The sequence below is a fragment of the Alphaproteobacteria bacterium genome (assembly GCA_020638555.1).
Classification (GTDB): Bacteria; Pseudomonadota; Alphaproteobacteria; order Bin95; family Bin95; genus JACKII01.
The window spans coordinates 901,962-924,415 of sequence record JACKII010000001.1 but is presented as its reverse complement, the minus strand read 5'-3'; the positions used below and the strand labels follow the sequence as shown (position 1 = coordinate 924,415).

General features: G+C 67.0%; 17 protein-coding genes and 1 pseudogene. 8 read left to right on the top strand and 10 right to left on the bottom strand.

The window, feature by feature from the left end; all coding sequences use genetic code 11:
- Positions 1 to 148 precede the first annotated feature (148 nt).
- A pseudogene (gene metH / locus H6844_04300) lies at positions 149 to 3,915 on the top strand (methionine synthase).
- Positions 3,916 to 4,062: 147 nt separating this feature from the next.
- Here metH and H6844_04295 read toward each other — a convergent pair.
- The 5 genes from H6844_04295 to H6844_04275 all read right to left on the bottom strand — a co-directional run bounded on the left by H6844_04295 (position 4,063) and on the right by H6844_04275 (position 8,880).
- Positions 4,063 to 5,397, bottom strand: coding sequence for a hypothetical protein (locus tag H6844_04295; GenBank protein MCB9928623.1), 1,335 nt, complete (start codon positions 5,395 to 5,397; stop codon positions 4,063 to 4,065).
- A 145-nt stretch (positions 5,398 to 5,542) separates the two neighbouring features.
- Positions 5,543 to 5,683 (bottom strand): hypothetical protein, encoded by a 141-nt coding sequence (locus tag H6844_04290; protein MCB9928622.1) that lies wholly within the window; start codon positions 5,681 to 5,683, stop codon positions 5,543 to 5,545.
- A 37-nt stretch (positions 5,684 to 5,720) separates the two neighbouring features.
- Positions 5,721 to 7,031, bottom strand: a complete 1,311-nt coding sequence (locus H6844_04285) for a TRAP transporter large permease subunit (GenBank protein ID MCB9928621.1) — start codon at positions 7,029 to 7,031, stop codon at positions 5,721 to 5,723.
- A gap of 59 nt (positions 7,032 to 7,090) precedes the next feature.
- Entirely contained in the window at positions 7,091 to 7,639 is a 549-nt protein-coding gene (locus H6844_04280) for a TRAP transporter small permease (GenBank protein ID MCB9928620.1), read from the bottom strand.
- 119 nt (positions 7,640 to 7,758) lie between these two features.
- Positions 7,759 to 8,880, bottom strand: a complete 1,122-nt coding sequence (locus tag H6844_04275) for a C4-dicarboxylate TRAP transporter substrate-binding protein (GenBank protein MCB9928619.1) — start codon at positions 8,878 to 8,880, stop codon at positions 7,759 to 7,761.
- Between the two features lie 364 nt (positions 8,881 to 9,244).
- Here H6844_04275 and dctP point away from each other — a divergent pair, with 364 nt between their 5' ends.
- From dctP to H6844_04250, 5 genes are all read left to right on the top strand, one after another.
- Positions 9,245 to 10,267, top strand: a complete 1,023-nt coding sequence (gene dctP / locus H6844_04270; GenBank protein ID MCB9928618.1) for a TRAP transporter substrate-binding protein DctP — start codon at positions 9,245 to 9,247, stop codon at positions 10,265 to 10,267.
- 114 nt (positions 10,268 to 10,381) lie between these two features.
- Positions 10,382 to 10,951 carry a TRAP transporter small permease gene (locus tag H6844_04265; GenBank protein MCB9928617.1) on the top strand — a complete coding sequence of 190 codons (570 nt, stop codon included), beginning with the start codon at positions 10,382 to 10,384 and terminating at the stop codon, positions 10,949 to 10,951.
- 4 nt (positions 10,952 to 10,955) lie between these two features.
- Positions 10,956 to 12,266 (top strand): TRAP transporter large permease, encoded by a 1,311-nt coding sequence (locus tag H6844_04260; protein ID MCB9928616.1) that lies wholly within the window; start codon positions 10,956 to 10,958, stop codon positions 12,264 to 12,266.
- A gap of 88 nt (positions 12,267 to 12,354) precedes the next feature.
- Positions 12,355 to 13,368 carry an ABC transporter ATP-binding protein gene (locus H6844_04255; protein MCB9928615.1) on the top strand — a complete coding sequence of 338 codons (1,014 nt, stop codon included), beginning with the start codon at positions 12,355 to 12,357 and terminating at the stop codon, positions 13,366 to 13,368.
- 20 nt (positions 13,369 to 13,388) lie between these two features.
- The gene (locus H6844_04250) at positions 13,389 to 14,411 is read left to right on the top strand and encodes an ABC transporter ATP-binding protein (GenBank protein MCB9928614.1); all 1,023 of its coding nucleotides are present in this window, start codon (positions 13,389 to 13,391) and stop codon (positions 14,409 to 14,411) included.
- A 512-nt stretch (positions 14,412 to 14,923) separates the two neighbouring features.
- On the opposite strand, the gene H6844_04245 is transcribed toward H6844_04250, so the two are convergent.
- From H6844_04245 to H6844_04225, 5 genes are all read right to left on the bottom strand, one after another.
- A complete protein-coding gene (locus tag H6844_04245; protein MCB9928613.1) occupies positions 14,924 to 16,312 on the bottom strand; it encodes an amidase in 1,389 nt (462 codons plus the stop codon).
- On the bottom strand, positions 16,309 to 16,533 hold the full coding sequence (locus H6844_04240; GenBank protein MCB9928612.1) for a hypothetical protein: 225 nt from the start codon (positions 16,531 to 16,533) through the stop codon (positions 16,309 to 16,311). The genes H6844_04245 and H6844_04240 overlap by 4 nt, the downstream gene beginning before the upstream one ends.
- A 19-nt stretch (positions 16,534 to 16,552) precedes the next feature.
- Positions 16,553 to 17,458 (bottom strand): ABC transporter permease, encoded by a 906-nt coding sequence (locus tag H6844_04235; GenBank protein ID MCB9928611.1) that lies wholly within the window; start codon positions 17,456 to 17,458, stop codon positions 16,553 to 16,555.
- A gap of 28 nt (positions 17,459 to 17,486) precedes the next feature.
- Entirely contained in the window at positions 17,487 to 18,437 is a 951-nt protein-coding gene (locus H6844_04230; protein MCB9928610.1) for an ABC transporter permease, read from the bottom strand.
- A 102-nt stretch (positions 18,438 to 18,539) separates the two neighbouring features.
- Entirely contained in the window at positions 18,540 to 20,156 is a 1,617-nt protein-coding gene (locus tag H6844_04225; protein ID MCB9928609.1) for an ABC transporter substrate-binding protein, read from the bottom strand.
- A gap of 440 nt (positions 20,157 to 20,596) precedes the next feature.
- On the opposite strand from H6844_04225, the gene H6844_04220 reads away from it, so the two are divergent.
- Positions 20,597 to 21,529: a polysaccharide deacetylase family protein gene (locus tag H6844_04220; GenBank protein ID MCB9928608.1), complete on the top strand. Its 933-nt coding sequence runs from the start codon at positions 20,597 to 20,599 to the stop codon at positions 21,527 to 21,529.
- 103 nt (positions 21,530 to 21,632) lie between these two features.
- Positions 21,633 to 22,244 carry a DUF1326 domain-containing protein gene (locus H6844_04215; GenBank protein ID MCB9928607.1) on the top strand — a complete coding sequence of 204 codons (612 nt, stop codon included), beginning with the start codon at positions 21,633 to 21,635 and terminating at the stop codon, positions 22,242 to 22,244.
- Positions 22,245 to 22,454: the final 210 nt, after the last annotated feature.

Genomic DNA, 22,454 nt, shown 5'->3' with positions numbered 1-22,454 from the left:
GCATTATAGGCGGCTTGGCGCGCAATGCCAGCGGGGCAAACGCCCGCCGCAACCGCCGCGTATCGCAGCGCCGGCGGATTTCGCCCTGGACAATATAACGATATCTTTATATGGTTATAAGCATCTCCACTGACCAAAGGACCTTCTTATGCCCGCCGACACCCGGCCCGCTCTGACCGCATTGATGGCGGACCGTATCCTCGTCCTCGAAGGCGCGATGGGCACGATGATCCAGGCGGAAAAGCTGGATGAGTCCGGCTATCGCGGCAGCCAGTTCGCCGACCACGGCCATCACCTGCGCGGCAACAACGACCTGCTGAACCTGACCCAGCCGGCGGTGATTGAGCGCATCCACGACACCTATCTGGCCATCGGCTCCGACCTGATCGAGACCAACACGTTCAACGCGACCACGATCAGCCAGTCCGACTACGGCTGCGAGCCGTTCGTGCACAACATCAATCTCGACGGCGCCCGCATCGCGCGCCGCGCCGCCGACCGCTGGACCGAAAAGACGCCGGAAAAGCCACGCTATGTCATCGGCAATCTCGGCCCGACCAACCGGACCTGCTCGATCTCGCCGGATGTGAACCGCCCCGGCTTTCGCGCGGTCACGTTCGAGGAAATGCGCAAGGCCTACCACCACCAGGCCAAGGCCCTGTTCGAGGGCGGGGTGGATTGCTTTGCCGTCGAGACGGTGTTCGACACGCTGAACTGCAAGGCCGCCCTGTTCGCGCTGGAGCAACTGGCGGACGAAACCGGCGTGAAGCTGCCGGTCATGGTGACCGGCACCGTCACCGACCTGACCGGGCGCAATCTTTCCGGCCAGACGGTGACCGCGTTCTGGTATGCCGTGCGCCACGCCGATCCGGTGGCCTTCGGCCTGAATTGCGGCTTCGGCGCCGAACAGCTGCGCCCCTTCGTCGAGGAACTGGCGCGCGAGTGCGAGGTGCCGCTGGTCGTGTATCCGAACGCGGGCCTGCCGAACGAGCTGGGCGCCTATGACGAGGCACCGGCGATGACGGCCCGCCTGATCCGCGAATGGGCCGAGGAAGGCCTGGTCAACATTGTCGGCGGTTGCTGCGGCACCACGCCGGATCATATCCAAGCCATCGCCGAGGCGGTGAAGGATGTCCCGCCGCGACAGGTTCCGGCCGACCGGCCGCGCCTGCGCCTTTCCGGCCTGGATCCGTTCGTCTCCGCCGCCTGACCCAGAGAGTGCACGCCATCACCATGCAACAAGCCCAAGCCACATTCATCAATATCGGCGAGCGGACCAACGTCACCGGCTCCGCCCGCTTCAAGAAGCTCATCATGGGCGGCGATTACGACACCGCGCTGGAAGTCGCCCGCCAGCAGGTCGAAAACGGCGCCCAGATCATCGACGTCAACATGGACGAAGGCCTTCTGGACTCCAAGGAGGCCATGGTCACCTTCCTGAACCTGATCGCGGCCGAGCCGGACATCGCCCGCGTGCCGATCATGATCGACTCGTCCAAGTGGGAGGTGATCGAGGCGGGGCTGCAATGCGTCGCGGGCAAGGCCATCGTCAACTCGATCAGCATGAAGGAGGGCGAGGAGGCGTTTCTGCGCCAGGCCCGGCTGATCCGCCGCTACGGCGCGGCCGCGGTCGTCATGGCGTTCGACGAAAAGGGCCAGGCCGACACCAAGGCGCGCAAGGTCGCAATCTGCACCCGGGCCTACAAGCTGCTGACCGAAGACGGCTTCCACCCGGAAGACATCATTTTCGACCCCAACATTTTCGCGATCGCGACGGGCATCGAGGAGCACGACAATTACGGCGTCGACTTCATCGAGGCCTGCCGCGAGATCAAGCAGTCGTTGCCGCATGCCAAAATCTCGGGCGGCGTGTCCAATCTCTCGTTCAGCTTCCGCGGCAACGAGCCCGTGCGCGAGGCCATGCACTCGGTGTTCCTCTACCACGCCATCCGGGCGGGCATGGACATGGGTATCGTCAATGCCGGCCAGCTGGCGGTCTATGACGAGATCAAGCCCGACCTGCGCGAGCGCGTCGAGGACGTCATCCTCAACCGGCGCAAGGACGGCACCGAACGGCTGCTCGAAATCGCCGAGGAGTATCGCGGCCAGGGCGGACAGAAGCGCGAGCAGGACAATTCCTGGCGCGAACTGCCGGTGGAACAGCGGATCGAGCACGCGCTCGTCCACGGCATCAACGCCCACATCGTCGACGACACCGAGGAAGCCCGCCAGCGCGCCGACAAGCCGCTGTCGGTGATCGAAGGCCCGCTGATGGACGGCATGAACCGGGTCGGCGACCTGTTCGGCGCCGGCAAAATGTTCCTGCCGCAGGTGGTGAAGTCCGCCCGGGTGATGAAACAGGCGGTGGCCCACCTCATCCCCTTCATCGAAGCCGAGGCCGAGGCATCCGGCGTCGCACAGCAGAAAAAGGGCAAAATCCTGCTCGCCACCGTGAAGGGCGACGTGCACGACATCGGCAAGAACATCGTCGGCGTCGTGCTCCAGTGCAACAATTACGAGGTGATCGACCTGGGCGTCATGGTGCCGTCGGCCAAGATCCTGGACACCGCCGCCAAGGAGGCCGTCGACCTGATCGGCCTGTCGGGCCTGATCACGCCGTCGCTGGACGAAATGGTCCAGGTGGCGAGCGATATGCATCGCCGCGGCCTGAAAACGCCGCTGCTGATCGGCGGCGCCACCACGTCGAAGCTGCACACCGCCCTGAAGATCGACCCCGCCTACAAGGGGCCGGTGGTGCACGTGCTCGACGCCTCGCGCGCCGTCGGCGTGGCGGGCCAGTTGCTGTCGGCCGAGACCTTCGGCCCGTATACCGCGAACATTGCCGAGGAGTACGACACGCTGCGTCGCCGCCGCAAATCCGGCCCGACGCACGAAGCCGTCACCCTGGCGGATGCCCGTGCCAACAAGCCGAAGCTGGACTGGACGGCCTATACCCCGCCGGAGCCCTCCTTCCTCGGCACGCGGACCTTCGTCCAATACCCGCTGGACGAACTGGTGGACCGCATCGACTGGACGCCCTTCTTCCGCACCTGGGAACTGGCCGGCACCTATCCGCGCCTGCTCGACGACCCGGTGGTGGGCGAGGCCGCCCGCGCCCTGTTCGCCGATGCCGAGGCGATGCTGAAGCGGATTGTCGACGAGAAATGGCTGGAAGCGCGCGGCGTCATCGGCTTCTGGCCGGCGAACAGCGACGGCGAGGAAGGCGTGGTCCTGCACGACCCGGCCCGGTTCAACGAGCCGCTGGCCTCCCTGACCTTCCTGCGCCAGCAGGTGAACAAGTCCCAGGGGCGCGCGCATTTCTGCCTTGCCGACTTCGTCGCCCCGCAGGCCAGCGGCAAGACCGACTATCTGGGCGGCTTTGCGGTCACCGCCGGGCACGGCATCGAAGGCCCGCTGGCGGACTACGAACGCAAGAATGACGACTACAACGCCATCCTTCTGAAAGCCCTGGCGGATCGGCTGGCGGAAGCCTTTGCCGAACGCATGCACGAGCGCGTTCGCCGCGAATTCTGGGGCTATGCGTCGGACGAGAACCTTTCGAACGCCGATCTGATCCGCGAGCAGTATCGCGGCATCCGTCCGGCCCCCGGCTACCCCGCCTGCCCCGACCACAGCCAGAAGCCGACCCTGTTCCAACTGCTGGATGCGGAAGCGGCAGCGGGCATCCAGTTGACCGAGGGCTATGCCATGCTGCCGACCGCGGCGGTCAGCGGCTGGTATTTCGCCCATCCGGACTCCTCGTATTTCGGCATCGGTCGCGTGGAGCGGGATCAGTTGTTGCGCTATGCCGAGCGCACCGGCGTTTCCGAGACAATCGCCGCCCGTCGCCTGGCCCCGGTGCTGGCCGACGACGCCACGCGCCCCGGCCAGAACCAGGATCGCAAAGCGGCCTGATCCACGGCCCGGCTGCGGGGGCGGTGCACCGGCGCACGCGGCCCCTCCCCGCACCCCCGGCGGCAAGATCGGCGACCGGAGCCTGCGCACGCTGGCCGCCGCGGACGACGGACGCGGATCGCCGGGCTCCGGGCTGCGCCGGGCGGCTCAGGCCGGCGCGGCGCCGGCATTCTCGTGCAGGATGGCGACGTAGCGGTCCAGCATGGCCTGCACCGTCTCCCGCTCGAACGCCGCGGCGTCATAGTCGAAACTGCAGGTGATGCGGTCCCGTTCCTCCCACACCAGCACCTGCAGCCGGGCTTGCGGAAAATACAGGCCAGCGATGCGGTGCATGTCGGTCAGGATGCGCTCGAACACGCAGCCACCCGCCTCCAGAACCAGCTCGTCCGGACGTTGCAGCAACTGGAACAGCAGGCCGGGCGGATAGCCGATATCCCGGAAATCGTCGTCCAGAAGGGCCTTCAACCGGTCGACCGGATATTCGCGGTGGGCATACGCCTGCGAGGCCCGGTCGCGCATCCGGTCCAGCACCGCCGCAAAGGGTTCGCCCGGTTGCGCCTCCAGCACCACCAGCACCGGGTTCATGAAACAGCCGACCACATCCTGGAATTTCGGCCCGGGGCGGTTGGCCGTCGGAATGCAGAGCGTCGTTTGCGTCACCCCCTTCTCGCGACACAACACGCCCAGGGCGGCCAGGAACACGGTCGTGATCGTGGCCCGGTGCCGCCAGGCCAGGCCGCGCACGGCGGTGGCCAGGGCATCCGGCAGCGTCCGCGACAGGCGCTCGCCGGCTTGCGGGACGGGCGAAGCGGCGGCGGTCGCCCGCGCGCCGGGCACGACCATGGGCGGACGCCCGGCCAGGGTTTCGCGCCAGAAATCCGCATGCCGGTCCATGGCGCCGCTTTCCAACCGGTCCCACTGCCGGGTCGCGAAATCGGCGAACTGGGCGGCCGGCGGCTCGGGCCCGTCCGTTCCCTGCGTCACAGACCGGTAAAACGCCACCACGTCCCGGAACAGGATCTGTCCCGACAGCATGTCGGAGGCGATGTGATGCGCCATCATGCCGAACAGGCAACGGTCGTCGTCGACCCGAACCAGCAGCGCCCGGAACGGAAACTCTTCCTCGCCGACATCGAACGGGGTGTGGGCAAACGCCTGAACAATCCGGCGCATCTCGGCTTCGGTCTCGGCGACGGTGCCGGCGCAGGCGTCGTGCCGTTCGAAGACCACCGGCGCGGCGGGAAGAACCTCCTGGCGCAGTGGTCGCGGCCCGGCGGCCGGCACCAGCATCGTCCGCAGCACCGGGTGGCGCTCGACCACCGCATCCAGCGCCTGCTGCAGCGCGTCGGCGTCGAGGTCGCCCCGGATCCAGGCGAAAAAGCGGTTGTTCAACGAATAATCGTCTTCGTTCCGCATCTGATGCACATAGAACCCGATCTGGCCGATACTGCTCGGCGCCAGCTCATTCGTGTCTTGCGGCATGGGACCATCCTGTTTCGGGGCGGGTTCGACCGGGCCCACGCCGACAGGCGCGCGCACGGCCGGCCATTCTATCGCGGACCCCGCGCCACCTGAACCGGTTATTCCAGCGCGCCATCGGCGCCGGAACAAAGCCGTGCGGGCGCGGTCAGGCCGCCTCCGACCTCCCCAGAACCAGCACGTCGTTTTCCGGCGAGCGCAGGACGGCGGCAGAGTCGGTGCGCACCAGGTCGAGCACCGCCAGGCCCGCCTCCGCGGCCGCGCGCTGCCAGTCGACGAACGAGCGCACTCACAATCGCGTGTGCAGGCCCGGACCGGCGCCCGGCCTAGCCGGACAGCACAGCCGGCAGCCAGAGCGAGATTTCCGGGAACGCGATCAGCAAGGTCATGATGACCGCCTCGCAGACCAGGAACCAGACGAGGCCGCGGAAAATCGTCGTCAGCGGCACCGCATCGCCGACCACGCCTTTCACCACATAGGCGTTCAGCCCGACCGGTGGCGTCAGCAGGCCGATCTCGATCAGCTTCACCACCAGCACGCCGATCCAGATCAGGTCGATGTGCAGAACCTTGAAGGCGGGCAGGAAGATCGGCAGCGTCAGCAGCATCAGGCCCAGCGGGTCCAGGAACATGCCCAGGATGAGATAGATCACCGTCATCGCCAGGATCACGGTGAGCGCGTCGGCATCGAATTGCTGCACGATCTCGGCCATGAACCGCGGCACCCCGGCCATGGCCAGGAAGCGGGTCAGCAGGATCGCGCCGATGGCGACCAGGAACACCGCCGAGACCGTGCGCAACGCCTCCACGAACGAGCGGACGAAGGTCTCGCGGTTCAATTGCTTCTTCACCGCACCGATGATCAGCGCGAAAAAGGCGCCGAGCGCGCCCGCCTCGGTCGGCGTGGCGACGCCGCCATAAATGCTGCCCATGACGCAGAGCACCAGCAGGGGCAGCGGCCAGACCTCTTTCAGGGCCGCGAGCTTCGCGCTCATGGGCACATGCTGGCGAATGGGCGGCGCCAGTTTCGGGTTCAGGGCGCAACGCCAGATAATCATGCTCGCATAGATGACAGCGGTCAGCACGCCCGGCAGGAAGCCCGCCATCAGCAGGGTGCCGACCGGCTGCTCCGTGAACCAGCCATAGATGACGAAGGCGATCGAGGGCGGGATCAGCGCGCCCAGCGTGCCGGAGGCGGCGATGGTGCCGGTCGCCAGCGACTTGTCATAGCCGGCCTTCAGCATTTCCGGAATGGCGAGCCGGCCCATGGCCGCCGCCGTCGCGACGCTGGAGCCCGACGCCGCCGCGAACCCGGCCGACGCGAAGTTCGAGGCGACCGCCAGCCCGCCCGGCAGCCGGTTCAGCCACAGCCGGGCGGCGTCGTAGAGCGAGCCGGTCAGGCCGGTGTGATAGGCGGCCGCGCCCATCAGCAGGAACATCGGCACCGCCGACAGGGTGAAGTTGGAGGCAAAGTCGTAGGGCAGGCTGCCGAGCGTGCCGAGCGCCGCACCCTGCCCGCGCAAAATCCAGATGCCGCCGATCGAAACCGTGGCGAGCGCCACGGCGATGGGCACCCGAAGCGCCAGCAGAACCAGCACGAGGCCGATGCCGCAAAACCCGATGGTGAGACTATCCATGTTCCGGCTCCTGCGCGGGTGCCAGTGCCGGCGGCGTCCAGCCGCCCGCACCCGCACAGTTAGAGATCGAGGTCGAGGCCATGCTGGCTTTCGCCGCTGGTCATGATGCGGTGGCCGCGGACGAAGAACGAGAAATTGTCGATGACGTGGATCAGGAGATAGACGAACATCAGGCCGACGCCGATCGGGATGAACCAGCGCGATGGCCACACCTGCATGTCCCAGATCGCGGTTTCCCAGGACTCGCCGATCAGCATCTTCTCCCAGGCTTCCTCGGCGCAACGGAAGGTCATCACGCCGATATAGGCCATGGCCAGAATCCCCGCGACGCCGTTCACCAGCGCCAGCCAGCGCGGGCTCAGCCCCTGGGTGAACAGTTCGACGCTGATATGCTCGTGATCGCGGGTGACGATGCCGAGCGGCAGGAAGATCAGCGCCACCATGTAATAGCTCGACACCGTCTCCAGCGTCGCCGGGATCGGGTAGCTGAAAATGTATTTCAACGCCACGTCGAGCGAGATCTGAACCATCATCACGAACATGGCCGCGCCGGCAATGAACGCGCTGTAGTTCGACAGCCGGTTGAAGAACCGTTCAAAGCTTTTCATCGGAGCCTTCCGCTGGGCAGTAGCCGCCATCCGGCCGCGCGTCCGGGCACGCCGCAGACCGGGCGCCGGGACGCCGCCGCGTCACCCGGCGGTGCAACCGCCGGGATCGCCGGGCGGTTTTACGGGGTGGCCTTGGAGAAAATCTCGCGCCAGAGCGCTTCCTCGTATTTCTCCTTGTCGCGGCCGATATCGGCCACGATCTTGCGCCATTTCTCGACGCTGGCCATGAAGTGATTCAGGATCCGTTCCGGGTCCTTCACCCCCGCCTCGCGGGCCTTGTCGATGGACACCTGGACCTCGCCCTGGCGGAATTTGTCGATGGCGTTCTTCAGCGGTTCGTCCGCTTCCAGAACCTGCAGGCCGTTGTTCTTGATCGCTTCCTCGCGCGCGAGGTCGCCCTCGGCCATGTAGGCGAACACCGTGTCGCTGACCAGTTTCGGCAGGTTCTTGCGGATCGCCATGCGCTCCGCGTCGGTGAGCGAGTTCCAGCGGTCGGCGTTCATGTTCATGCCCTCGCCGCCGATATAGGCGCCGATGGGATAGTCGATCACCGCCTTGATCACGTCCTTCAGGCCATAGGCGTTCAGCCACGCGGTCGACCCGGTGGTGCAATCCGCCTGGCCGCGTTGCAGCGCCTCGTACATTTCGGCGGTGGTGATGCCGACGGGCGTCGCACCCAGCTCCTTCATCAGCACGCCGTGCCGCCCGGCCGAGCGCACCTTTACGCCATGCAACCCTTCCAGCGTGTGGATCGGGCTGGTGCACATGATGTTGTAGATGCCGGTCGAATTGCGCGAGAGCGCAATCTTGTTGTGCTTCTTCGTCTCCGCCGCGCATTGCGGGCAGTCGATCAGATAAGCCTCGTTCGTGGCCGCGGCGAAGACCAGCGGATCGTCCACCAGCAGGCCGACATCGGCGATGGTGACCGACACCGGCACATCGCGCTTGATATAGACGTCGACGATGATGGCGCTATCGACGACATCGTCCTCGATCGTCTGCAACGCCTCTTTCGGGCCGCCCATGGCGCCGCCGGAGAACAATTCCCAGGTCAGGGAGCCGTTGGTGTCCTGTTCTACCCGCTTGAAGAAGGGCAGCAGGCCTTTCTCGTGAATCACATGGGTGGCCGGCAGGTAGCTGCCATAGGTCAGTTTTGTTACCGCGGTCGCGGAACCGGACCAGGCGACCGCAAGGGTCGCCAAGCCGGCGCACAGCAACCGGCCCTTCAAAGACAGGGGCATTGTTTCCTCCAAGGGTTTCGGCCAGCGCTCGGTCGGCGCCAGTTCGCAATTGTCTTGCACGGAACGGACAATCATCCCGACAAGTTGCGTTTACTGTGCGCGGGCGCGACAACCTGTGCAATGGGAAACTTTCCGCCGGCGCCCATGCGTCAGGCCGGCCCTGCCCAGCGAACGGGCACGGCCTCCGCCCAAATTTTTGGCGCCGGACCGCCGGCCCGCCACCACCCATTATTGCAACGCACAATATTCCACGATTGGCATACTTCTTGCTTTGTTGGGCTTTGGAAGGCTCTGAGGCGTTCATTTTCGCAACCGCACAACGCACGTTCACGAGCCGCACGGTCCGACAGTCCAGGAGCACACAATGATATCGGCGTTGAAGGGAATTTTGGGGTCCGCTCTGATCGCGGCGTCCGCGGTGGCGGTGACGACGACCGCCAGTGCGCAGGAGTTCAAACTGCGCTGGGGGCATTATCTGCCCAACAGCCCGTTCGTTCAGGCGGAAAAGGACTTCGCCGCCAAGATCGAGGAACGGACCGGCGGCCGGGTCAAGATCGACATCACCTTCGCCGGCGGCCTCGGCAAGGGCAACGAACTGGGCCTGCTCGCCGGCCGCGGCGCGGTCGACATGGCGGCGATCCCGCCCGGCTACTACCCGGACCAGTTGCTGTTCTGGAAGGCGTTCCAGATCCCGTTCGTCTTCAACGATCCGGTCCAGGCCATCGACGTGCTGAAGAAATCCTACGCGCAGTTCCCGGTCTTCAAGGACGAGACGGACAAGATGCGCGTGCACTATCTGTTCGAGCAGCCGCTCGGCTCCTATTACCTGACCGGCCCCTCGCCCGATTGCACCACGGTCGCCAGCCTGAAGGGCAAGAAGCTGCGCAGCTTCGGGGCCGACGTGCCGAAACTGCACAATGCCATCGGCGCGGTTCCGGTCACGGTCAGCCCGGTCGAGGTCTATGAGGCGCTGCAACGCGGCACCATCGACTATTCGTTCCTGAACACTGGCAATATCGAGAGCCTGCGCCTGTTCGAGGTCGGCAAGACCAATTGCGGCCCGATCATGACCATCACCGGCCACATGATCATCATCGGCGAGCGCACCTGGAAGCGGCTGCCGCCGGACATTCAGGAGATCTTCACCGACCAGGCGGCCAAGAGCCAGCAGGACTATCTCGACTGGGTGGTTGCCGGCGACGCGGCGTCGAAGGCCGCCATCGAGGCCGCCGGCGGCGCGTTCCAGGCGTTCCCGCCCGCGGAACTGGCGAAGTGGAAGGCGGCGGCGCCGGACCTGCTGGCCGCCTGGGAAGCGGACCTGAAAGAACGGGGCTATGGCGAACAGGCCGCCGCCGTCGCCAAGGCCTGGCGCGAGTGGACCCAGTAACGCCCTCTTGCAACCGTTGCCCCCCATCGGAGCCGGCCACCAAGCCCAAACGGGCCGGCCGGCTCCGGTTCCCCTTCCGCGCACGCCGGGCCTGACCGGCGAACGGTGGCTGCCATGAGCGTCTTTGCAAAATCGCTGGAGCGGGTCGCGCTCCTCGTCCTGATGATCGGCTCGATCGGCATGGTGCTCTCGACCGTGCTCGGCACCGCCGACGTCGTCGGGACCCAGTTGCTGGCGCATCCCGTCCCCGGCGCGCTGGAACTGACCGAAAGCACCATGGTGGTGATCGTCTTCGGCGCGCTCGCCTATTCGCAGATCCGCCGCAACCATATCCGCGTGGAGCTGTTCTACACCCGCGTCGGCCCGCGGGGGCAGGCGGCCATGGACGTGTTCGCGGACCTCATGGCCATCGCCTTCTTTTCCCTGCTGCTGTGGCAGGCGGTGCTGGAGGCGCAGTTCAGCCTGGATATCGGCGAATCCACCTTCGGCCTGATCCGCTTCCCGCTCTGGCCCGCACGGCTGATGCTGGCCTTCGGCACCGGCCTGATGATCCTGCAACTGGTCGCGGACCTGATCGCCGATGTCCGGCGCCTGTCCGACGGCAGCGCGGCGGTTTCGGCCGAAGAGTTGCTGCAACGGGAAATCGGCTCCGCCGTCTCCCTCATCGAACCGGACGCGCGGTGACGCCATGATCGATACCATGACCAGCGGCGCCATTGTCGGCGCCGCCCTCCTCGTCATGCTGGGCTTCGGCGTCCATATCGGCGTCGCCCTCGGCCTTTGCGGCGTGCTCGGCACCCTGCTGGTGATCGGCTTCGACGCCGCCATCGCCCAGATGGCCACCATCCCCTTCAGCACCACCAACTCGTTCACGCTGGCGGTGATCCCGCTCTTTATCCTGATGGGGTCGCTGGCGACCCAGGCCGGGCTGACCGCCGACCTCTATCGTGCGGCCTACAACTGGCTGGGGCGTCTGCCGGGCGGGCTCGCCATGGCGACGACGCTCGCCTCGGCCGCCTTCGGCGCGGCCAGCGGCTCGACCGTGGTCAACGCCGCGGTGTTCACCCGCATGGCGCTGCCGCAGATGACGGCCTTCGGCTATGACAAGCGCCTGAGCGCCGGCTGCATCGCCGCCTCCGGCACGCTGGCCTCGCTGATCCCGCCCAGCATTTTGATGGTGATCTATGCCATCCTGACCGAGCAATCGATCGCCTTCCTGCTGATGGCCGGCCTGCTGCCGGGCCTGCTGTCCGGCGCGATGTATATGGGGGCGATCTATGGCATTGCCCGCGTCCGGCCGGAAATGGCGCCGCGGGCGACGGAAGCGATCTCGCTGCGCCAGAAGGTGCAGTCGCTCTCCGGCGTCTGGGGCGTGGCGCTGCTGTTCACGCTGGTGATCGGCGGCATATATGCGGGCTTTTTCGTGCCCACCTATGCCGGCGCCGTCGGTGCGTTCGGCGCCTTCCTGATCGTGCTCGGCAAGCGGCGGCTCGACCGCGGCACCACCGTCGCGACGCTGAAGGACGCGGGCGTCACCACCTCCGTCATCTTCATCATCGTCATCGGCGGCATCATCTTCGCCCGCTACCTGACCTATACCGGCCTTGTCACCGAGATCACCGACGGCCTGCTGGCGCTGGACCTGAACAAATACGCCTATCTGTTCGCGTTCGCGCTGATCTACCTGGTGCTCGGCATGCTGATCGACCCGATCGCGATCATGGTGATCACGCTGCCGGTGATGTTCCCGATCCTGACCGGCGCCGGCTTCGACCCAATCTGGCTCGGCGTCATCTCGATCAAGCTGGCGGAGATGTCGCTGATGACGCCGCCGGTCGGCCTGAACGTCTATGTGGTGCGCAGCGCCTCGCCCATTCCCCTGAAGCTGGAAGAGGTGTTTGCCGGCGTCATGCCGTTTCTGGCGGTGGACGTGGTGACGCTGCTGCTGCTGATCTTCATCCCGGACATCACCCTGTTCCTGCCGACGCTGATGCAGTGAGCCACCCCGTCACGACCCGGCCGCGGGGTCTCGCCCCGGCTGGCCCGCCCTCCCCATCCACCCGCCCTCGCGAACAAAGGACGGCCCCATGCCAACCCCTGCCAAATCCATGCTCTCGGTCACGGGACTGCGAAAATACTTCCCCATCGGCTCCGGCGTGCTGCCCTGGCGGCCCAGCGCCTATGTGCGCGCCGTGGACGGGGTCAGCTTTACCGTCCATGCGGGCGAAACCCTGGGCGTGGTCGGGGAATCCGGCTGCGGCAAGTCCACCATGGCGCGGCTGCTGATCCAGCTCATCACCCACGATGACGGCGAAATCATCCTCGACGGTGAGAAAATCGGCGCTTCCGACGGTATTTCCGTACGCGACATGCGCGCGCGGGTGCAGATGGTGTTCCAGGACAGCTATGCCTCGCTGAACCCGCGCCTGCCGATCGAGGAAAGCATCGCCTTCGGCCCGGTCTCGGCCGGCGTGCCGCGGCGCGAGGCGATGGAGCGGGCGGTCGACCTGATGGCCAAGGTCGGCCTCGACCCGCAACTGTTCCTGCATCGCTACCCGCACGAACTGTCCGGCGGCCAGCGCCAGCGGGTGAACATTGCCCGCGCCCTGGCCATGCAGCCGCAACTCCTGATCCTGGACGAGGCGGTCTCCGCCCTCGACAAGTCGGTCGAAGCCCAGGTGTTGAACCTGCTGACCGATCTGAAGGCGGAATTCAACCTGACCTATATCTTCATCAGCCACGACCTGAACGTGGTGCGCTACATTTCCGACCGGGTGCTGGTGATGTATCTGGGCGAGGTGGTGGAGATCGGCGACGTTCACAGCGTCTACGACCACCCCCAGCACCCCTATACGCGGGCGCTGCTCAGCGCCCAGCCGTCCATGGACCCGGACAACCGGCGCAAGGAAGCGCCGGTCAGCGGCGACCCGCCGAACCCGATCAACCCGCCGTCGGGCTGTCGCTTTCACACCCGCTGCCCGCACGCGCAGGCGCTCTGCAAGATCCACGCGCCGCTGTTGACCAGCGCCGAGGCGCCGGACCACGCGGCGGCCTGCCACCTGGTTTCCGGTGCGCTGGATGCGCGCCGCGCCACCGCCTGATGCCCGAAGGAAGTTCCCCCATGTCCGCGACCCAACCGCTGCTCGCCGTCCGCGACCTGCACGTCACCTTCGTCACGCGCGAGCGCACCGTCCACGCCGTCAACGGCGTCTCCTTCGACCTGAAGCGCGGCGAGGTGCTCAGCATTCTGGGCGAGTCCGGTTCCGGCAAGAGCGTGTCGCTGCGCGCGGTGCAGCGGCTGCTGCCGGAGCGGCGCACCCGCCTGTCCGGCTCGATCCGCATGGAGGGCGAGGAAGTGCTGGACATGGACGGCGCGCGCCTGCGCCGGCTCCGCGGCGGCGAGGTGGCGATGATCTTCCAGGAACCGGCCACCGCCTTCGACCCGGTCTACACCGTCGGCCAGCAGATCACCGAGGCGGTGATGAAGCACAAGGGCTGCAGCCACTCCGCCGCCCGCGCCCGTGCGCTGGAACTGCTGGAACTGGTGCGCATTCCCTCCGCCGCCCAGCGCCTGAACAACTATCCGCACGAAATGTCGGGCGGCATGCGCCAGCGCGCCATGATCGCGCTGGCGCTGTCGTGCGATCCGAAAATCCTGCTGGCGGACGAGCCGACGACGGCGCTGGACGCCACCGTGCAGATCCAGGTGCTGTTGCTGATGCAACAATTGCAGCGGGAGCTGGGGCTCGGCGTCATCATCGTCACCCACGATGTCGGCGTCGCCATCGAGATCGGCGACCGGCTGGCGGTGATGTATGGCGGCCAGATCGTCGAGAGCGGGCCGCTGGCCGATGTGGTGCGCGACCCGCAACATCCCTACACCCAGGGCCTGCTCTCCTCGACGATCCATGCGGCGAGCCGCGGCCGGCGGTTGCAGGCGATCCCCGGCACGCCGCCGAACCTGTCCTCACCGCCCGCGGCCTGCTCGTTCGCGCCGCGCTGCCCCTATGCCGGCGACGCCTGCCTGGCGCGGGTGCCGGACGAGGTGCAGGTGAGCCCGACCCGCATGTCCCGCTGCGCCCGCATCGGCGCCTGGGGCAACACCCCGCAGGGCATCGGCGCACTCGGCACCGAGGCCGCCTGAGACCGGGCGCGGGCCATCCCCCCGCGCGTCATCCCGACTGGGCGCAGTACGCCGGATCGACAGGCGCCCGCGCCATCGGACCGGCGTCCGCGGGCCTGAACGGATGCCGGTCCGGGACACGGCTCCCAAAACCCGCGCCCCATGGGAGGCTCTCAGGCATGGGCTCCCGCCTGCGCGGGAGAAAGGAGGTGGAAGGAATAAGCGGGAGAGGGAGAAACAGGGAGAGGCGAAAGCAAGGGAAGAGCGGGACAGCAGCGGAAGCAGCGCCCCATCCCCCGCGCTTCATCCCCCGCGCCTCATCCTCCGCGCTTCATCCCGAGTAGGCGCGGAGCGCCGTAGCGAGGGACACCAGCGCCCTCACCCACGCCGTCTCACCACCCCCTTCTCCCGCGCAGGCGGGAGCCCATGCCTGAGAGTCCAATCCCGCAACCCGGCCCCTGTGGGAAGCGCACCGCCAAGCCCCCGGCTCAAGGCCGGGGGCGGCGATCGCAGCCAGCGACGGGAACCCGCGCTCAGAGCTCCGGCCAGGTGAACAGATCCGGGCGCGCCCGTTCGAACCGGTGGCCAACGCGCAGCACGTCGGCGTCGCGGAACGCGTGGCCGATCAGCTGGACGCCCACCGGCAGGCCGTTCGCGGCGTGACCGCCCCGGATCGTCAGCGCCGGCTGGCCGCTGATATTCGCCGGCATGGTGAGCGACGGCTTGCCGAAGAAGTGAAAGTCCTGCTGCGACGCGGCGAAGGTTTCCGCCGGGCCGTACTGGTTGGCGGTCAGCACCAGGTCGACATCGGCCATCGCGGCCACCATGGCCGCGGCCAGCGAGCGGCGCCAGCGCATGGCGTCCAGATACTGGTCGGCGCTGATGAAGGCGCCGAGGCGGGTGCGCAGGCGGAAGAACTCGCCATACTGCTCCGGCTGGGTCGCGATCCAGCGGCGGTGGATCGCGAACGCTTCCGACAGGATGATGACGCGGCCGCAGGCGTGAAAGTCGGCGAGCGGCGGCATCTCCACCGGCACGATCTCCGCCCCCAGGCCCGCGAGCGTTTCCGCGGTCGCCGCCAGCGCCTGCTCGACGCTGGCATCCGCCTCGCCCTCGTACCAGTTGCGGCACCAGCCGACGCGCAGGCCCTCGATCGGCCGGTCGAGGCCGCTGACAAAATCCGGCACCGGCGCGTTGACCGAGGCCGGGTCCAGCGGATCGTGGCCGGCCAGCACCTGCAGGACGAGCGCGCAATCCTCGCTGGTGCGGGCGAGCGGCCCGGCATGGTCCTGCGTCCAGCTCAGCGGGAAGATGCCGCGGCGCGACAGGCGGCCATAGCTGGGCTTCAGGCCCGCCAGCCCGCCGACGCCGGCCGGCCCGCGGATCGAGCCGCCGGTGTCCGACCCCATGGCCATATAGGCCATGCCGGCCGCCACGGCCGCGCCGGACCCGCTGGAGGAGCCGGCCGGGATATGGTCCGGGTTCCAGGGATTGCGCGCCGGCGGCCAGGGCAGATCGAAGGACGGCCCGCCGGTGGCGAATTCGTGCGTCGCCGTCTTGCCCAGCAGCACGGCACCGCCGGCCGACAGCCGCGCCCACGCATCGCTGTCCGTCTCCGGCACCCGGTCGGCGAACAGTTTCGAGTGGCAGGTGGTGAGAATGCCGGCGGTGTCGTAAATGTCCTTCAGCGCGACGGGAATGCCATGCAGCGGCCCGCGCCACAGGCCCCGGGCGATCTCGGCGTCCGCCCGGTCCGCCGCCGTCCGCGCAGTGTCGGTGCAGACGGTAATATAGGCGTTCAGCCCGGCATCATGGGCCGCGATCCGCTCCAGGCAGGCATCGGTCAGGTCCCGCGACGTGACCGTGCCCAATCGCAACAGGCGCGCGGCCTCCGCCATGGAGACATGGTGCAGGTCGGTCATCGCCGGACCTCCCCGCCGTCGCCGAGAAACACGCTGGCAGGGTCGATGGCGGGTTCCGGGTTGGCGGGCATGCGCGCCAGCAGAACTTGCAGCGAGCAATAGCCGGCATAGAGGCGGCTCAGAATATCCGCGCTCTCGATCCGCAGGCCCCGCTGGGCGGCCAGGAGCGAAAAGCGTTCAATATCCATGGGGGCATCTTCCATGGGGGTATCGGAACTCATCGGGTGGTCTCCTTGCGCATCAGAGCTTGACGTCCATGGCGGACCGCAGGCCGTCGCTCATCAGGTTGAAGCAAATGCCGGTGATGAAGATCATCACGCCCGGCAGGGCGGCATTGACCGGCGCCACATAGATCGACTGGCGCAGCGTGTTCAGCATCAGGCCCCAGTCCGCCTCCGGCGGGCTGACGCCCAGCCCCAGAAAGCTCAGGCCCGAGGCGACGATGATCGAGACGCTGACCAGGCTGGAGGCGTAGATCAGGATCGGCCCCAGCACATTGCCCAGGATATGCACGCGCAGGATGCGCCCGGTGCTGGCGGGCGTCGCCCGGGCGGCGGCGATGAAATCCAGGTTGCGCACCTGGGTCGTCACCGTCTCCGCCACGCGGCAGAGCGGCGGCATGAAGATCAGCGTCAGCGAGATGACGGCGTTGACGATGCCGGAGCCGAGGGCGCCGGAAATGGCGATCGCCAGCAGGATCGAGGGAAAGGCGTAGAAAACGTCCATGGTGCGCATGATGATCATGTTCACCCGCCCGCCCAGAAAGCCGGCGACGACGCCCAGCGTCCCGCCCAGGATCAAGGCGCCGAACACCGGCACGATGGCCGTGAACAGCGAGACGCGGCCGCCATAGATCAGCCGGCTCAGCATGTCGCGGCCCAGTTCGTCCGTCCCCAGCAGAAAGCCGGGCGAGCCGACCGGGGCCAGGCGTTTCAACATGCTGGTCTTGTACGGATCGTGCGGCGCGATCAGCGGCGCGAACACGGCGGCCAACAGGATCAACAGGATGATCACCGCGCAGCCGATGGTGACGGGGTCGCGGCGCAGGCGCTCGAACACGCTGGTCCAGTAGCCGCGCCGTTGCGGGCCGGCCGCCGGCGCCTCGGCCGCGGCGAGAACGGGGGAATCGAGGGTGGGAGCGGTCATGACGGCGGTCTCCAACCGGAAATCGGGGCTAGCGTTTGATGCGCGGGTCGAGCGTCGCCTGCGCGACATCGACCAGCAGGTTCAGCGCCACGAAAATCAGGGCCAGCACCAGGATCGTGCCCTGGAGCAGCGGGATATCGCGCGAGAAGATGGCGTTGTTCAGCAGCAGGCCGGTGCCGGGCCAGGCGAACACGGTCTCGATCAGGATCGACCCGCCCAGCAGATACCCCATCTGCAACCCCATCACCGCCAGCACCTGCGGCGCGGCGTTCTTGGCGACATGGCGGAGAATGCGGTGCTCGCTCATGCCCTTGGAGCGCAGCGCCTCGACGAATTCCTGGTTGAGCAGTTCCGCCACCGCGCCCCGGACCGTGCGGGTGACGATGCCGGCGGGGATCACCGACAGCGCGATCACCGGCAGCACCATGTGGCGCAGGTTTTCGATGCTGAAGGTGAAATCCGTCGCCCCGCTCATATTCATGCCCAGCGAGGGCAGCCATTGCAGTTCGACCGAGAAGATGATCACCAGCACGATGGCGAGCCAGTAGTGCGGCACGCTCACGCCCGTAATGGCGAGGCCGGTAAAGGCGCGGTCGGCGGGCCGGCCGTGGAAAAAGCCGGCCAGGCCGCCCAGGATCATGCCGACCAGGAAGCCCAGCATCGCGCCGCCTACCGCCAGGATGACGCTGTTGACCAGGGCCGGCAGCACCTCGCCCAGCACCGGGCGGCTGGTGACGATGGAAATGCCGAAATCCCCGGTCAGCGCCTTGCCGAGCCAGAGGACGTATTGAATCACCAGGGGTTTATCGAGGCCGTACTCGGCCTTCAGACGGTCGACGACCTCCTGCGGCGCATCCTCCGGCAGCAGGGTGCTGAGCGGATCGCCCGGCCCGATATGGACAAGAGCAAAACAGATCACCGAGACGCCGAGCGCGATCGGGATCGAATACACCAGCCGTTTCAAAACATAGAACAGCATGAACAAATCCAAGCATCGCGGGGAAACGGAGAGCGCAACGAGAATGGCGCCCGATCCGCCGCCGGCCACGGCCGGTTGGGCCGGGCCGGCGGTCGGCAAGACCTAACGTTCGAGGGAAATCGGCGTCAGATCCTGGAACCAGCTTTTCGCCTGCACGAACCCCTTCACGTACGGGGCCAGCGCGCGCGGGTTGACGTCGTGGACGACCCAGACCCATTCCGCATTGTCGACCACACGCTCGTGCACGGATTGCAGGATCTTGGTCTGCGCGGTCACGTCGAAGGTCTTGGCCGCCTTCGCCAGGGTCTCGTCATACCAGGGGTCGACCAGCATGCCCCAGTTGGAGCCGGCCGGCGAAATGCGCGACGACAGGAAGAACCGCTCGAAGGCGCTGTAGGGGTCTTGCAGCGCGTGGCTGATGACCACCGCATTCACGCCCTTGCTGACGGCCTCTTCCGAGTTCGCCGGCTTGCGGCCGAACGCGGTCAGCGCGTTCCACTCCATGACCTCCGCCTGAACGTCGAAATAGCATTCGTTCAGGTTGGCCTGCAGGAATTCGAACATGGGCAGCGGCTGCATCTGGCCGGAGCCACTGGTGGAGATCGCGATTTTCACGGTCAGCGGCTTGTCGGCGCTGTGGCCGCTGGCGGCCATGAGCTTGCGGGCCTCGTCGGGTTTGTAGCCCAGCTTGAATGTCGGCTCACCGAACCAGGTGTCGCCCGGCGGCAGATGGCCTTCCGACGGGATCGCCAGCCCGCCCAGCATCTGGGTCATGCCCGCGCGGTCGATGCAGAGATTGGCCGCCTTGCGCACATTGATGTCGTTCCAGGGCGACCCCTCGATCCGGCTCGGCTTGATCGCCCAGTTGTGCGGGTAGGCGTTGGTGACGATCTTCATGCCCGACGACTTCAGCCGCGGAATCGCATCCGGCGGCGGCGCCTCGATGAAATCGACCTGGCCGGACAGAAGCGCGGCGACACGGGCCGAGGCTTCCGGGATCGGCCGCAGGATCACGCGGTCGACCTTGGGCACGCGGGCCGGGTTCCAGTAGTCCTTGTTCGGGACCATTTCCACCTTGGCCCGCGGCGTCTGCGAGACAAACTTCCAGGGGCCGGTGCCCGACGGCGCCTTGGCGAATTCGGCCCAGCTGCCGACCTTCTCCCACTGTTCCTGGCTCGACATGAACCAGAAGCTGACCTGGTAGGGCACATAGGCGCTGACGCCATCGGTCAGGATCTCGACAGTGTAGTCGTCGATCTTGTTCACGGCCTTCAGCGCCGGGATGCGCGCCGCGACCAGCGCCGCCTGCTTCGGCTCGTATTGCGGCGCGTCGGAATTGCGGACCTTCTCGAAATTCCAGACCACGTCGTCGGCGGTGAAATCGCTGCCGTCATGGAATTTCACGCCCTTGCGCAGCTTGAAAATCCAGCGCTCGGGATTGTCCGGGTCGACCGACCAGCTTTCCGCCAGGCCCGGGGTCAGGCCGGCCGGTGCATCCGCCTTCGACAGGTCCCAAAGGACCAGCGGGTCGTAGAGCATGTAGCCCATGAAGCGGAAGCCCTCGAACCCCTGGTCCGGCTGGCCGATATTGATGGGAATGTCCGCGGCGGTCATGCCGACGCGGAGCACGCTCTCCGCCTGGGCCTGAGCTCCGGGCAGGGCGATCGCGCCGGCCAGCACCGCGGCGCCGACGCTGCGCCTCAGTGTGCGACGCAGCATTCGCGTCCATGGCGAGCGGGGATTTTGGGTCATTCAAACGTCTCCTGGCTTTGAGAAGGCAGTCAGGTTCACCGGACATCGCACCGCGCCGTTCGCGACAGGGCCCGAATCCAAACAACCTCTCACAAGCACACGGCATGCCAATTGTTGAATAATGTTGCCAATGCCCGAAATACGGTCAGGATGATGAAGAAATATTCGAAATTCCCTCAATCTGCACGATCATTGATCGTTACCGTCAATCTTTTTCGCACCATGATACCGAGCGATATTAAATCGGTACTTTCGTTTACGATCCCGCTATATTCGAAACCTGCTCGAACTTTGATCGTTGCCCCTAGACACATGCATATTTGTGCATCGCAATATATTCCCGCGGCCGGAATGCTGCATTGCCGTCGCGATCCAATCCCTCCGCCCCGGAACAGGAGCCCGATACGATGACCGGCACCCCATCCGAGCCGCCGCCGCGCGCGGCCGCCGCGCTTGCCACGCACGGGCGCTACGACTACGTGCCCTTGCCGGAGCGCCCGGACTATTGCTGGCCGGACGGCCGCAGGCTGGCGGTCTATCTGGCGCTGAACCTGGAGCATTTCGCCTTCGGCGAGGGGCTGGGCGCGGCGCTGGCGCCGGGCGGCCCGCAGCCCGACGTGCTGAACTTCTCCTGGCGGGATTATGGCAACCGGGTCGGGGTGTGGCGGCTGCTGAACCTGTTCGACGCCCTGGACCTGCCCGTGGCCGTGCTCGCCAATACGGCCATGTACGCCTATGCGGCCCCGGCCATGGCCGCGTTCCGCCAGCGGGGCGCGGAGATGGTCGGCCACGGCCGCACCAATTCGGAACGCCAGGGCGAAATGCGCGAGGCGGACGAACGCGCCTTGATCGCCGATTGCGCGGCGACCCTCCATCGCTTCGAGGGACGGCGACCGGCCGGATGGCTCGGCCCCTGGATTTCGGAAAGCCGGGTGACCCCGGACCTGCTGGAGGAATGCGGCTACACCTATCTGCTCGACTGGTGCCATGACGACCAGCCGGTCTGGTTTCGCACCCGATCCGGCGGCCGCATCCTGTCGGTCCCCTACCCGCAGGAGCTGAACGACATTCCGGCGATTGCCGCCCGGCAGGGCAGTGCTGCGGACTTTGCCGACATGATCGTCGACACGTTCGAGGAGATGCGGACCCAATCGCGGGAGCAGCCGCTGGTCATGGGCATCGCGCTGCACGCCTATCTGGTCGGCCAGCCCCACCGCCTGCGCCATCTGCGCCGCGCGCTCTCGCACATCATCGCGCAGGCGGACGAACGGGTCTGGATCACCACGCCGGGCGCCATCGCCGCCCATGTCGCCGCCCTGCCCGACGGCGTGGTGCCCTAGGTGCGCCCGCCGACCGCCGGCGGTTCGGACTCCCCCGCCTTGCCGGCCCCCGCCAGCCCTCCTAGGCTATCCGCACGATCATCGTAGCGGAAGGAGCACGGCCATGGCCTGGACCATAAAGGGCGAATACATGGAGAGCTGCAATTGCGACTATCTCTGCCCCTGCATCTACACCAACCCGCAGGGGCCGGCGACGCGCGACCATTGCACGGCGCTGCTGATCTTCCGCGTGGATGAAGGACAGGCCGATGGCGTCGACCTGGCCGGCAGCAAGTTCGCCCTGATCTTCAAGACCGGCCGCGTCATGGCCGACGGCGACTGGACCTATGCCGCTGTCATCGACCCCGCCAGCGACGCCCAGGCCGCAGCCCTCGAAGCCATTGCCGGCGGCAAGGCGGGCGGCGTGCCGCAGCATGTCTGCGACGGGCTGGTGAGCGAGCATCGCGGCGTACAGCGCGCGCCCATCGCCTTCACGGTGGACGGCCTCGCGCGCTCGGTCGAGATTCCGGGCGTGCTGTCGTTCGCGATCAAGGGGGTGGAGCCGCGCATCGCGCCGGGCGAGGCCATGCATATCGACCACACCTCGCATCCCGCCAACCGCCGGCTGGCCCTGGCCCAGGCGAGCCATATGCGCATCTCTGCCTTCGGCATCGCCGAGACGCTGGAAGGCCAGGGCAATAACGGCCATTTCGCCCCCTTCGCCTGGAAGGGGTAGGGCGCCGGAGGAAGAGGCGCCCGCCGCACGCTCGCTTTCCCGGCCGTCGCGGAGCGGCGGGCCGGGACCGGTGTCAACGATCGAACACCGCCGGGACCGGTGTTCGCACAGGGCCACCGGCCCCGGATGGCGGCTCCGCCACCTCCGGGGAACAAACGCGGCTCGGGTGCGCCCCATCCGCGGCCGGAATGCGCCACAAGGAACACCATT